At 51.2% G+C, this 12,798-nt stretch carries 12 protein-coding genes and 1 pseudogene; 6 read left to right on the forward strand and 7 right to left on the reverse strand.

Annotated elements, in window-relative coordinates; all coding sequences use genetic code 11:
• Window positions 1-22: 22 nt before the first annotated feature.
• Window positions 23-1,741 (forward strand): methyl-accepting chemotaxis protein, encoded by a 1,719-nt coding sequence (locus tag AC0QH1_RS20195; protein ID WP_324633101.1) that lies wholly within the window; start codon window positions 23-25, stop codon window positions 1,739-1,741.
• Between the two features lie 142 nt (window positions 1,742-1,883).
• Here the strand turns inward: AC0QH1_RS20195 and AC0QH1_RS20200 are convergent, their stop codons facing one another.
• The 4 genes from AC0QH1_RS20200 to AC0QH1_RS20215 form a co-directional block, all read right to left on the reverse strand.
• Complete coding sequence (locus AC0QH1_RS20200; protein WP_324633102.1) at window positions 1,884-2,696, reverse strand: hypothetical protein; 813 nt, start codon at window positions 2,694-2,696, stop codon at window positions 1,884-1,886.
• Window positions 2,696-3,364, reverse strand: a complete 669-nt coding sequence (locus AC0QH1_RS20205) for a ParA family protein (protein WP_324633103.1) — start codon at window positions 3,362-3,364, stop codon at window positions 2,696-2,698. Before AC0QH1_RS20205 ends, AC0QH1_RS20200 begins: the two co-directional genes overlap by 1 nt.
• A 129-nt stretch (window positions 3,365-3,493) precedes the next feature.
• Window positions 3,494-4,411: a UbiA family prenyltransferase gene (locus AC0QH1_RS20210; RefSeq protein WP_324633104.1), complete on the reverse strand. Its 918-nt coding sequence runs from the start codon at window positions 4,409-4,411 to the stop codon at window positions 3,494-3,496.
• Window positions 4,412-4,569: 158 nt separating this feature from the next.
• A complete protein-coding gene (locus tag AC0QH1_RS20215; RefSeq protein WP_324633105.1) occupies window positions 4,570-5,841 on the reverse strand; it encodes a hydroxymethylglutaryl-CoA reductase in 1,272 nt (423 codons plus the stop codon).
• A 187-nt stretch (window positions 5,842-6,028) separates the two neighbouring features.
• Here AC0QH1_RS20215 and AC0QH1_RS20220 point away from each other — a divergent pair, with 187 nt between their 5' ends.
• Together AC0QH1_RS20220 and AC0QH1_RS20225 are read left to right on the forward strand one after the other, a co-directional pair.
• Window positions 6,029-6,934 (forward strand): alpha/beta fold hydrolase, encoded by a 906-nt coding sequence (locus AC0QH1_RS20220; RefSeq protein ID WP_324633106.1) that lies wholly within the window; start codon window positions 6,029-6,031, stop codon window positions 6,932-6,934.
• Window positions 6,935-7,145: 211 nt separating this feature from the next.
• Window positions 7,146-7,301, forward strand: a complete 156-nt coding sequence (locus AC0QH1_RS20225; protein ID WP_324633107.1) for a hypothetical protein — start codon at window positions 7,146-7,148, stop codon at window positions 7,299-7,301.
• 111 nt (window positions 7,302-7,412) lie between these two features.
• Here AC0QH1_RS20225 and AC0QH1_RS20230 read toward each other — a convergent pair whose 3' ends face one another.
• Window positions 7,413-7,538 (reverse strand): hypothetical protein, encoded by a 126-nt coding sequence (locus AC0QH1_RS20230; protein WP_324633108.1) that lies wholly within the window; start codon window positions 7,536-7,538, stop codon window positions 7,413-7,415.
• Between the two features lie 16 nt (window positions 7,539-7,554).
• On the opposite strand from AC0QH1_RS20230, the gene AC0QH1_RS20235 reads away from it, so the two are divergent.
• From AC0QH1_RS20235 to AC0QH1_RS20245, 3 genes are all read left to right on the forward strand, one after another.
• Window positions 7,555-9,456, forward strand: coding sequence for a hypothetical protein (locus AC0QH1_RS20235; RefSeq protein ID WP_324633109.1), 1,902 nt, complete (start codon window positions 7,555-7,557; stop codon window positions 9,454-9,456).
• Between the two features lie 408 nt (window positions 9,457-9,864).
• Window positions 9,865-10,404: a hypothetical protein gene (locus AC0QH1_RS20240; protein WP_324633110.1), complete on the forward strand. Its 540-nt coding sequence runs from the start codon at window positions 9,865-9,867 to the stop codon at window positions 10,402-10,404.
• A gap of 431 nt (window positions 10,405-10,835) precedes the next feature.
• A complete protein-coding gene (locus tag AC0QH1_RS20245) occupies window positions 10,836-11,279 on the forward strand; it encodes a ribosomal maturation YjgA family protein (RefSeq protein ID WP_324633111.1) in 444 nt (147 codons plus the stop codon).
• A 103-nt stretch (window positions 11,280-11,382) separates the two neighbouring features.
• Here AC0QH1_RS20245 and AC0QH1_RS20250 read toward each other — a convergent pair whose 3' ends face one another.
• Together AC0QH1_RS20250 and AC0QH1_RS20255 are read right to left on the reverse strand one after the other, a co-directional pair.
• Window positions 11,383-12,177, reverse strand: a complete 795-nt coding sequence (locus AC0QH1_RS20250) for a DUF4340 domain-containing protein (protein WP_324633112.1) — start codon at window positions 12,175-12,177, stop codon at window positions 11,383-11,385.
• 158 nt (window positions 12,178-12,335) lie between these two features.
• Window positions 12,336-12,798: pseudogene (locus AC0QH1_RS20255) on the reverse strand (ABC transporter); the annotation flags it as partial.

Below are 12,798 nucleotides of genomic sequence, written 5' to 3' on the forward strand. Positions count from 1 at the left end.
AAGTCACCAAAAAGGGGAAAACATGACTAACGCCAACCAAACCAATTTAAACAATGCCAAGACGTTACAGAAATCCTTGGTTATTTATTCTGCTTTGGGAATGCTCGCGATTGGGGTGAGTGTGGCGATCGCGAGTATTTTGCCCCTGTACGACCAACTCAAACAAGCCGAAGAAAGAAGTTTGCTCTTTGCCGCGCGCACTCGAGGAATGGCCATCGAAGAATCGGTTTCGCGCGCGAAAAGTATTGCCTTGCAAATTGCCAGTCGCACCAAAGCCCGCCAACAATTGGAAGCCTACAACCAAGGCGACATCCCCACCGAAGAATTCGTCCGGGTGAGCCAAAATATTTTAACCGATGCCCTGAACCAATCGCCAGAAGTGGTGGGAATCACGCGACTCGATCGCGAAGGCAAAAAAGCGGTTCGCGTGGGAATGGCTATCCCGCCAGAATTTTGGCTGCTACCCCCTTTGACCTCGGAAAATGCCCTGATTCGGTCTCCCATCGAACTGGAGGGGGAATCTTATCTGATAGTTGGCGCACCGATTCTCAACGGGCAATCAGAGCGCGTGGGAACCGATATCGTGTTATTTAAAGTGGAGAGTTTAGAGAGCATTGTACAAGATTACACCGGGTTGGGACAAACCGGGGAAACCATTCTCGGCAGCATAGAAAATGACGAATTGCAGATGTTTTTTCCCTTACGGGATAATAGCACCCGCCTATCGACGACCGAGAAAATATCCCTCGAACAAGCCGCCTTGGGAGAAAGCGGATTGCTGCGGGGAAATGAGAGAATTGACCATCAAGAAACCCTCGCTTTCGAGCCATTGGACATTCCCAATTGGGGAGTGTTGGTGAAGATGGATCGCGAGGAACTGTATGCGCCAGTGAATCGGCAAATTTTCCGCATTACGATCGCGATCGCCCTTCTCACCACCTTGGGCACCGGGGGGTTGGTTTTATTGCTCCGTCCCCTCGCCGGAAAAGCGATCGTGCAAACCGATGAATTAGAGCAACAAATTCAGGAAAAAACCGACTTGCTCGCGGCACAAACCGCCGCCTTAGATGTCGAAAAACGACAAAATGTCTTACTGAAAGAAGCCTTGGCGGGCATGGATGAATTAAAAGCCTCCGCCCAACAGGTCGCCAATGCTTGTGCGGCGGCGAGTGGTAGCGTGGATCGGGCGCTATCTAGGGTAGAGGAAGGCACCCGTTCCGTAGAGCGATCGCGCGACGACACCCTCACCCTGAAACACACCGTAGAAGCGATCGCCGAGCAGATGGAACGCTTGGGCGAGAGTACCCGAGAAATTAGCACGATCGCCACCTTAGTGGGAAATTTGGCCACTCAAACCAACATGCTAGCCCTCAATGCTGCAGTAGAAGCGGCGCGGGCGGGAGAAAAAGGGCGGGGATTTTCCGTAGTCGCGGCAGAAATTCGCAAACTCGCCGATCGCTCGCGCCAATCGGCGGAGAAAATCGATCGCTTGCTCGGTACCATTCAAGATACCCTAGAGGTGGCCGCGATCGCCACCAAAAATGGCACGCAAACCGTCCATTCCACCGAAGACACCACTCGGAAAACTGCCACCAACCTGAGCGAAATGCGCGAGGCGATCGCTTCTGTGACCATAAATACCCGCCAGATTTCCCTCGCCACCCAAGAACAAGCTTCCGCGATCGAACAAGTAGTCGAAGCGATCGATGCCATTTCCCACTCGCCAAACGCAACCGTTTAATATCGCCTGCGGACCAATCGTGTTAAAAAGAATCAGTCCGCGTAGGCGCACGATTGCCTTGCAAAGGCGCGATTTTAATCGCCCCCATTTGATCTGCAAACCCGATCCCAAATTTTCCCTTTTCTTGCCAATTCGAGGGGGATTAATCGATCCAACTCATATCATTTGGCTGTAACGGGTCGGGCAATACCTGACTTTCCGAAGTCGGACGAGTTTTCTTCACCACTAAACTATGCATAACGGTTCCTTTCTCCCGCTCTTCTTTTAACCCCTTAACTCGTTCCGTCAGCGCTTCATTTTCCTCTGCCAAATTCAGGGCGGATTGTTTGGCGTCTTCTAACTGCGCCTTTAGCTCGCCCACTTGCTTCACGTCCTCTTGAAGCTGCTGATTTAATTGCTTTTGCTCCTCCAATTCCGATTCGAGATTGCCTTTTCCTTGCAATAGCTCGTCATTATCGTGATGGGCTTGTTTTAACTTTTCCTCAAGCTGCTCGAGTTGGGTTTCTAAATTTTCCTTAGCCGATTCTAACTCCGTATTGCGTTGAACGGCACTATTTAATTGGGATTCTACCTGCTGCAATTGAGTTTGTAAATTAGCCTTTTCTTGGTCTAATTCGCTATTGAGTTTAACGGCGGCATTTAATTGGGATTCTACCTGCTGCAATTGAGTTTGTAGCTCTTGCAATTGCGATTCTACATCGGCGACTTGTTGATTTTGAGAGCCTTCTTGTTCCCGGGCTTCTTGCAACGCCGTTCTTAATTCCTGGACGGTATTTTCTAATTGCGAGAGAGCATGAGAGGGAGCGGGTGCGGCATCGGTAGAACCCTGTTTTTCGGCTTCTGACGCCTCGGGCGTCACCGCATCCGGGGGAGAATTGGGGGCAGATTGTCCCTCAGAATCCGGGAGTTTTTGTGCCTCATTGCGGATTAAATCGGAAATTTTTTTTCTAGCCATCAGTTTCTCCAATCACGCTGTAATTCATCTGCTACCCGGCGATAATCTGCCGCCGCTTCTTTTGCATTTCTGCCGCGCCACCCGGCGATCGCCACCCCATCGAGGGCAGCGCGTTCGTGGGCCTTAAAACTCCGCACGAATGCATGACAAGTGGGGATTCCCAGTTCGATCAGCGTGTTTTGCGCCTCCAGAGCTTCTCCCAGCGCCCGAGAATCCACCCGCGTTAGCAAGACGCGGTGGGCCACATCCATTGGCATCACCGCTTGGCGGACCGTATCGATCAGCGCCGCCAAATCCATCGGCGCGGGAGGGGTCGGGAGTAGCAGATAATCCGCACCCGCCACCACCGCCGCCAATCCTTCAGAATTCAGGGCGGGAGGCGTATCCACCACGATTAAATCGTACCCTTCAATTTGGCGCAATTCCCCCAACAGGGTGGGATCGCTTTCTTGGGCGATATCGAAGGCAAAACCTTTTTTGCCCCGTTCCGCCCACCAGGTGGCGGATCCTTGGGGATCTGTATCCACCAGCAGGATGCGCTGTGTTTGGGAAAACGTAGCCGCCAGATTCACAGCGGTGGTGGTTTTTCCCACACCGCCTTTCCCGTTGGTAATCGCGAGGATTCGAGTTGAGGTGGATTCGGAGTTGACAGACGATGTGTTTGGCAAGACGACGAGTCCTTAATCTTCGTCACGAGCGATCGCCTCAACTATACCGCTTTATCTGCACTCCTTCCATAACAGTTTGTTACAGCAGTGCCTCGGTGGGGGGTTTTTCCCGCCCAGAAACCACCACACTCACGGGAAAAAATACCGTACCCCGAGGGGAATCGCCCCCAGGCTCAAATACATCAGCAATGTCCAAATCCCGGCGAGAATTTCGATTCGCTTACCCGCTTTGGGGTAAGGATGGGCTAAAAAACCGCGACTCACCAGCGCCGCAGTGACGAGCAATCCGACGAGTAAAATCAGCACCGGCAGCATAAATTCAATTTCCGCCGCCCCGCGCAAGGCGCAAATTGCCGTGACGCCACATACCGTCAACCACAGGAATACCGCCTTGCGCCTTCCCCACAAAACACTGTAGGTTTCTACCCCGGTTTCTTCGTCGTCGGGGGAGCGAATTTTGCGGCCAATTTCGATAATGATGCCGTTAAAAAAACTGACCAGCAAAAACCAGGTGAAACCCGCAGGCGGTGTGGTGGCGATCGCTCCCCAATCGCACGCCATGCAGTAAAAGGCGATCGCCGGCATAATCGCCATGTGACTGATTAAATAGGCGATCGGGTGCTTTTTCAGCCACTCCGGGACAAAAAACTCCCTCCCCATCAATCCCATATAGCCCCAAACCAGCAGCAACAGCAGCACCAACCTCGGCGACAACCCCAGGGCGAATGCCAACTGGATTCCGGCGGCAATTACCCCGGCGATCGCTAACTCCCGCAAGCTCACCAACCCGCGCGGAACCGGACGATAGGGCCGATATTGGCGATCGTCCTCATAATCCTTAAATTCATCAAAAATTCTCAACTGCAAAAAAAACAAAAACCCACTGACAAATGCCACCGCCCCCCCAGTGGCAAAATTGGCAATTTCTCCTCCAGAACGCAACAACATCGAATGGGCAACCGCCGACAAACTAAACGCCGCAATCAACACCCCATTCGCCACCACCGGAAACCGTTCTTTTTGATAAATCCACCATTTTTTTATCATCTTTTTTCCCCCCAAAATCGATGAATATTAACTCATATTAATCCCCCAAAATCCGGCAGTCCCCCCGTCGGGTGCGTCACCCCAAAAAATGATTTTGCTGACAATCCACCGATGGGGTGGCGGGGGTGACGCACCCGACAATCGCTTTTTTCAATTCTCTATTTCTTTCCCCTTGCCAAACGTTGATGAGCGCGGGCGAAATCCCCCGAACATAAGGCACCGATAATCGACAGTTCCCCCGCCAGGGCCAAACCGGCACAAACTTCTGCAAACGCCTTTGCTTTCCCCGGCCCTTTGAGTCCGAGAATCTCCAAACAAGCCTGCTGACTGGGCAAACCGGTGCCCCCGCCGACGGTTCCCACAATTAAATTCGGCAAAGTCACCGCCGCATAGAGTGCCCCTTCCGGGGTGAGTTCAAACCGCGTCACCCCCACCGCCGACTCCGAAACGCAAGCCACATCTTGTCCGCAAGCGATATAAAGCGCCGCCAGTCCGTTGGCATAATGTCCTTGCACCCCAATGGTGCCGCTCATGGTGCCTCCCAATGCCGACATCCGCCAATAATTCACCATTTCTGTGGGAGTGGCGTGCAGGCGTTTGACCACCAATTCAGCCGGAATAATCGCTTCCGCGCTGACTTTTTTGCCGCGCACTAGCAGGAAAGAGCGGGCGCTGGCTTTTTTGTCACCGGATAAATTCGCTTCCACAAAGGCATATTGCGGCTGAATGGGGGAATGTTCTTGGATGTAGTTGCAAATGGCTTGGGTGGCGATCGTCACCATATTTTGACCTGCCGCATCCCCGGTGGTAAACTCGAAATCCAGATAAACGTGATTGCCTTCCACGCTGATGCGAATATCGATTAACTTGCCGTGGCGAGTGGTGGATTCGGCGCAGCGCTTGAATTGCTCCTGTTGCGAGAGGGTCCACACCACGAACTGCCCCGCTTCCGAAAGGGTTTGGAAGGCAAATCCGGGGGCGCGACTGACTCCTTCATTCAGCACGATCGCCGCACAACCGCCCGCCTCTGCAATTAAATTCGCCCCTCGGTTATAAGACGCCACCAACGCCGCTTCGGTGGTCGCCAGGGGGATATAATAATCTCCTTGGGCAAAAATCCCATTCACCCGCAACGGACCGGCGAGACCCACCGGCATTTTTACCGTCCCGATAAAGTTTTCGATATTGCGCTGATAGCACTCTAAATTCGCTTCGGTTTGCTCGTCTAGCAGGGCGTCGCGGATTTCTGGCGCTGCCGCGATCGCTCGATAGCGTTTTTCCACCAGTTTTGGCGTCAGATGCGCGCCCCTCGGCAGTTTCGGCGCGGGAGGACTGGGATTTTGCTCCAGTTTTGCCTTCAGTTCTTCGAGACTGTACTGCTGTAGTAGTTTTTCGAGATAATCGCTTGCCTGTTGGCGATGGATAGACATGGGACTTCTCTCCTGTGGGACATTGCAGAGGGTTAAACGGCACCGATCGCACCCCGAGTCAGTAAAATGTAAATTATTGCTGTTTTAGTTATAGCTGTTCTCGTTTTTTTGCACCACGAAACAAGCGTAGGGTGGGCATTGCCCACCTTACAGATAATTTCAGCCATATTACCGATTAAAACCATCAATGATAACCCCATCTGTTGCTAAACCGATTGAGAATAAACTGGGTCGTCAGCGAGATTGGGTGTGGAGAGGGTATCAAATCCGCTACACTTACCTGCGATCGCCCCAAGGAAAACCGAACGGACTCCCGTTAATTTTTCTGCATGGATTTGGCTCAGCTCTCGGACAGTGGCGCGGGAATTTAATGCCGATTAGCCAACATCATACCATTTACGCCCTCGACTTTTTGGGGTTTGGTGCCTCGGAAAAAGCCCCGGAACACTATCGCGTGTCATTGTGGGCGGATTTAGTGCATGATTTTTGGCGCAGTTTCGTTGGCGAACCGGCGGTGATTGTCGGCCATTCTTTGGGGTCGTTAATTGCTTTAACTGCAGTGACAAAGTATCCGGAAATGGCCAAAGGATTGGCGCTGCTGACTTTGCCAGAAGCGCAAACCCGACAGCCCCCCGCTTGGGCAAGAGCGATCGAGCGTTTTTTCTCTTCTCCGTTTCTTTTGTGGCCGCTTTTTCAAATCGTGCGTCAACCGAAGTTATTGCGGTTTGTTTTGAAGCAGATTTATCATCGCGATGAATTGGTGGATGAAGAATTAGTGGAATTATTTGCTGCTCCCACGCGCGATCGCGGCGTGTTAGAGGTGTTTTATCGTCTGGCGCTCACCCGCAACGATCCGGAATATAGCCCCAATGTCAAAGAGTTGTTGATGAGTTTAGACAAACCTACATTATTATTGTGGGGAGATAAAGACAACATCGTGCCATTTTCCGGTGCCAAACGTGTGACTGAATTAAATCCCGATGTGGAACTGAAGGTGATTCCCCAAGGGAGTCATGTCGCCTATGACGAACAACCGGAATTTATCAATCAAGCGATTTTGCAGTGGATTGAAAAAACCTCGATCGAGCAGTAATCGTAGGGTGGGCACTGCCCACCTTATAACTAAAAGTCAGCGCAACTGTGCGGATTATTTTGACCCTCGAGTAATCGTAGGGTGGGCACTGCCCACCTTATAACTAAAAGTCAGCGCAACTGTGCGGATTATTTTGACCCTCCAGTTAACCGCCAGACATAACAGGTAGTGCAGATCCACCCTAAAAAATGCCAATTGTCCCCTTAGGGGGATGACAATTATTGGGCGCAAATTCTCCCTGGGAAACAGCTATGCGGCGATCGCCACTGCACTTCCCCCACCCCCCGCTGTGGAATTAGCGCCCGGATTTTTCCCTGACAGAAATCCCCAAAGAGCGCATAGCGGTTTCATTGGCGAGAAACTCTGATACCATGACAAGAATTGTAGGTCGTTCCTCCCCGGTGGGGTCTGGCTCCTAGCTGAGCCGTGGGATGCGATTTCGCGAGGATTACAAGCAAAGTCCCTTGCGCGTGGCTGCTTAGGAAGCGCGCGATCGCACTCCTTTGGCGATCGGCTTCACCGGATCCCACTGCTGCGGATCCAGGGGCTTTGCTGGCAAGGTAAATTTTGAAATCAGGGTTTCGTGAAACCTTTCTCGGTACAACTACTCTTTGTAGCCAATGAAAAGCGAAGAATACGATTTATTGCCCTATAACAATCTCGAACCGTTAAACGGATCGCATCACCCGCCAGCTCCCTTAAGCGACGATTTGTTGCTCATCGAGTGGCTGGAAAACAATCCAGAATATCAAAGCTTAGTCAAACGGGCAAAACGCCAAGGATGGTTTTGGAACTTATTTTATTCCCTCAGCCCCAAACCGCTGATTTTATTTTTGTTAGGGTTTGTCATGGCAAACCCCACTCATTTTAATGGCAAAGCATTTGCGCCGAGAGACCTGCGAACCGACTCGGAAATTACCGCCGATTTAATCTCCGGTGCCACCTTACTCAACGCCATTACCAATATGCCCCTGCTTTTCTTCGCCTTCAAGGGGATTGGTAACATTTGGGTGGCCCCGATCGCCAGCTTCATTCTCAATTTAATCGTTCTCAACTGGACCAACCAATCCGGAACCGCCACCGCCAATCGCAAACCCGGTAAAAAATTCTGGTCTCGCGTCGGATTTGCCGGCTTTATTTCCATGAGCTTGCTGCAGTCGTTCGTGGCTGGAATTGGTGCGGAACTGATTAATAACCGCCCCGCCCTCAGTTACAAACTCGCCACCGAATTAATCGAAGAACACGATCGCAAAGTTAAAGCAGTTCAACCCAATACGGAAGCTTACGAAAAAACCCTGGCTCAGTGTGAAGCCAACCGCGAAGAACTCGAAACCCTCGATCGCTCCGATCCGCGTTGGGATTCCCTTTATGTCGAAACCCACGGCTATCTCGCCGAACGCGATCGCAATTGGAATCGCGTTCCCACAGAAAATCTACCCTTGTGCCAAAAAGCCGATCGCCTGCGACAAGAAACCTTCGCCGTGCGCGATGAATGGCACGAAAAACTGAAAATTCGCAACCAAATCGGTAACGACTTAATCTTTCTCAACCGACAATTACCCCTGGTTTACAGTCAGTATTTTAACGAATACGGAGAAATCACCTCCGGCGTGGAAGAAGTCCGCCTCGCTTACAATAACTTCTTCGGCAATTTGTTGGCTCTAGATTTCTCTCGTTTGGGCTTTTCCCTGTTCTTCTTTTTACTCTCCGTTATCACCAGTTTGAGTGCTTGCTTCATCGCCGTGGGTCATGCGCGCGGCAAAAATACCCAAATCTCTCATAATCCGGAAGTAGAAGCCGCCATTCGCGAATGGCTGGAAAATCTCCGACAGCAAAACTTGAATCGTCACCGTCCGAATCCCACCAAAGAACAACGGTATCAAGAACGACTGATTGGCAGTTTTATTTACTTATATCGCCAAACCGGGATCTGCGATTATCCCGTGGTGGAAGAAGTCGCCTATCGCGCCCACCAAGGCACCCTGTTTTTACCGGAACAAGAACAAGAAATTTCTGGCGAAATCGAACAAGCCCTCGAGGCGGTTTATCGCTCCGTATCCGCGATTGAATCGCATCTGAGCGAGTTTGAAAAATTCCTCGGCTTTAGTAAATATATCAGTCGCTCCGACAGTCAAATCGAAAGTTCGATTAAATCCGAACTCAAAACCCTCTCCGGGGCGATTACCTACTTGCTCGACAAAGCGCAGAAATATGCCGTAGATGAATACGCCACTAGCATGGCGTGGGATGCGGAGGATCCGAAAAAAGCGCAAAAACTGATTAAAGACATCCGCAAACTCTGGAAAGACCTCAATCAGCACGCTCATGTGAATTGGTTGATTGGCAAACCTACCGAAGCCACCCGGCGCAGAGCCTATCGCAAGGTGCGTCAAAAGTTGGATGTCTTGCCAGGATATTGTTACGAATTGGGCTACATTACCCAGCAGAAAATTAAGGATAAAGTGGCGGGAAATCATTTTTCCGGTTCCAAGCTTTATCCGTTAATTGATGGGTCGGTTTGAGTGGGTTTACCCCCTGGAAAATCGATGGGATGAGTGCAAGAATTCCTCCGTGGGGATGGAAATGATTGTGCAGGTATTTGCGGGAGGGGCGTTACCCCCAGGGGGGAACGAGTTAAGAGTGCAAAAGAATTGCGAATAGAACGAGAAAATTGACGGCGGGTTCCCGGCGAAAAAGCCAGTTTGTGGAGTGTCAGTGCGATCGCTACTGCTATCCGGTGTGGCAATTGTGACTCAGACAAGGCGTTTCACCTATAAACCCGCGTATATATCCGCGAGAATGGAGCGCGATCGCGGTTCCCCACCACAGTCACTTGAGATAGTTACACATCCCCCCACCTCGCGATCGCCTTTCTCCAATACAGTCGAAATATCACAGCAAGAGTGAAATCAATTCTCCAACCTACAACTATGAAATCCATTCTCAAATCTGCGGCAACTCTTTGTACTTTGTCTGCGTTGATGCTGACTCCCATCCTCTCTGGCGGTAGCGCCAATGCAGAAGGTTTGCAACAACTCACCGGCAAACAAGGCATGTCCGGGCACTATCTCGGCGCAGGGGTCGCCGGAAACGCAAACAACGGGGACGACGATGGAACAGTCGGCGGCAATTTCCAAGGGCGCTATCAGTTCCGCAATTCCCCGGTGTCTCTACGCGGTGCGGCTTTTATCAATAATGACGCCGCCGCTTTAGTCCCCATGCTCTCCCTGGATGTGCCGGTTACGAATAACGCCAATGTCTATCTCGGTGGCGGTTATTCTTTGATTACCGAGAAGGGTGAATCCACCGCCCTCGGGAACCAAGATGCTTTTGTGGTTACAACCGGGGTGGAGGCGGCGCTGCGACAAAATATCGTTCTGTTTGGCGATGCTAAAGTCGGTTTCGATGCTTACGAAAACAGCGATGACGCGGCATTAAGTTTCCAAGTCGGTGCGGGGTATCGCTTCTAATGTTCGCCGCATTAAGGCGGAGTGTGGTGTGTCACTAGCCAATAGCTAGTGAATCTGTAAGCTGGGTCACGGCCCAGCTTATACCATTTTTCAAAAATACTGTTAGAGATGCTTACGACCCCCCTCTTGTAGAGACGCGATTTATCGCGTCTTTGAGGGAACTGGGGGGCACCAACTCTAACATCGTTATCGAAAAATGGTATGACTTATTTGCAGATCGTGCCATTTTTCTAACATAATGATGCCGATGAAAGGGAGTCCCACCGCATGCCATCTCCCTACAGGTGGTGGGTCTCCCTCGAGGCTTTAGAAAAATGGGATAAAATAGTTTTGGACTGCGGTTTTCCCGATTTTCCACAATGGACTGGGGGAGCCGCAATTCGCATAAAATCCCTACTCTCTAGCTTATCAACTCCCCATCTACAATTACCATGTTTTCTATTTTATCGCCGAATCATCGCTTTTTTTACTATCGCCTTGCCCTGCTAATTAGCATTTTGATTATCGTTCCGTTTGGCTTATTTACCAAATTTTATCGCGGCTGGGGGCAAGATTGGCTCAATAATTCCTTTGGGGGAATTCCTTACGAAATTTTTTGGATTTTGTTGGTGATTTTGATTTGGCCGCAAGCATCGGCGCTGTGGACTTCCGTGGGCGTGTGTGCTGTCACCTGCATGTTGGAATTTCTGCAACTGTGGCATCCGCCTTTTTTACAAGCCATTCGCGCCACATTAGTGGGTCGTTTGGTGTTGGGGACAACCTTTTTTTGGTCGGATTTTCCCTATTATTTTATCGGTTGCTTTTTCGGCTGGTTGTGGGTGAAAGGGATTCAGCACCAAATTTTGCGATCGCGCATTTCCAGTGGTGAAGGATAAGCAACGACCTACCACAATTATAGCCGTAGGGTGGGCCAACCCACCGCCGATTTGTAGGCCATACCCACCGCAAAATTGTCCCGTTTGCCAAGCAAATTTAACATTAATTGGTCGGCGAAGGTTCTGGCGAAGGTGCTTCGGAATCCGCCTCGGGATTCTCCGGGGAAGGGTCGGCGGGGGGTTCGGGCAAGGTTTCCGGCGCACTTTCACCCTCAGTGCTTTCACCCTCAGTGCTTTCGCCCTCAACCGCCTCTTCCGGGGGTTGAATCCATTCTTCAATCGGGCGATCGACCGCATTCTCTAAATTCGGAGACACCAACAACACCGGTCGAGAAGTGGTGGGTTCTCCATCCGGCGGATCCGCTTGGGCGTATAAATTGCTGCCGGTGAAATCCCGACCTCCCAAAAGCAGCCGATGCGTTTGACCGTTTTGCAGGGTGACTTCCACTCTGGCCCTGGGGTTTTCTAACCCATAATCTTGGATTTGTTGCGCGGTGGCGGTAATTTGGCGATCGCTTTTTCCTTTGGCTAATTCATTTAATAAAAACGACACATAGGCTTCATTCGCCGGATACATCGTTCGCATGGTGGAACCCTTCTCCCCCGTCTCCTCACTTTCCCCCGTCTCCGCCGGCAATTTCCCCTCGATGATTTCGAGCATCCAAGTGGGTTGTCCCGGTTCCGGTTGTTCGCGAGTCAAGCGATCGAAGCGCAACGTTTGTTCTCGATTTTTGACCATAAACGTCTGCACGGCGTCCTCTTCAAAAGCGAAGAGTTGCTGCTCTTGTTCCTGAGCGGCTTCCTGAGAGGGAACTACAGAAGCTTCATAGAAATAAATCGCCCCTACTAGACTAGCGGCAAGTACCATCAACACTAAAGTCGAACGCTGCAATTTCATGGGTTTCGTCGTTCCGGGTGGTTGAGATAAACAGTTTGGTTAGTTGTAATCGTTAAATTTTTGAGTGGGATGAGGGGCGCATTAACTTGCGCCCCGACGGAGTGGGAAAACGGCTGGAAATTCAAGCAACTTTTACTCGACAAAATTCCACACCGTTCTTAACGCCGTTGCCACCACAAACCGGCGGCGGATAACAACCCCACTAAGGGCAAAATTACCACAGACAACCAACTGAGCAGTCTGGCTTGTTCTTCGGTGATATTAATCCGGCGGTTGGTGGCTTCTTTCGGACGAATGGAAAGGGTTTCTTCGTTTTGTTGGCTCAACCAAGACACGGAGTTGAGGAAAACATCTCCATTTAACTGCAGTTGAAATAAGCCATCGCTGATAAATTGGGAGTTTCCGATCGCCACCACCCTCGCCTCGCTACTCGGTTCTGGGGCTGACTCCGCATTGGCGGCGGGTTCTTCCGCTGTGGGAGACTCCTCGGCGGCGGGTTCTTCCGCTGTGGGAGACTCCTCGGCGGCGGGTTCTTCCTCTGCTTCGGGTTCTTCCTCGGCGGCGGGTTCTTCCTCGGCGGCGGGTTCTTCCTCGGCGGCGGGTTCTTCCTCGGCGGCGGGT

It is taken from the genome of Phormidium sp. CCY1219, assembly GCF_055795085.1.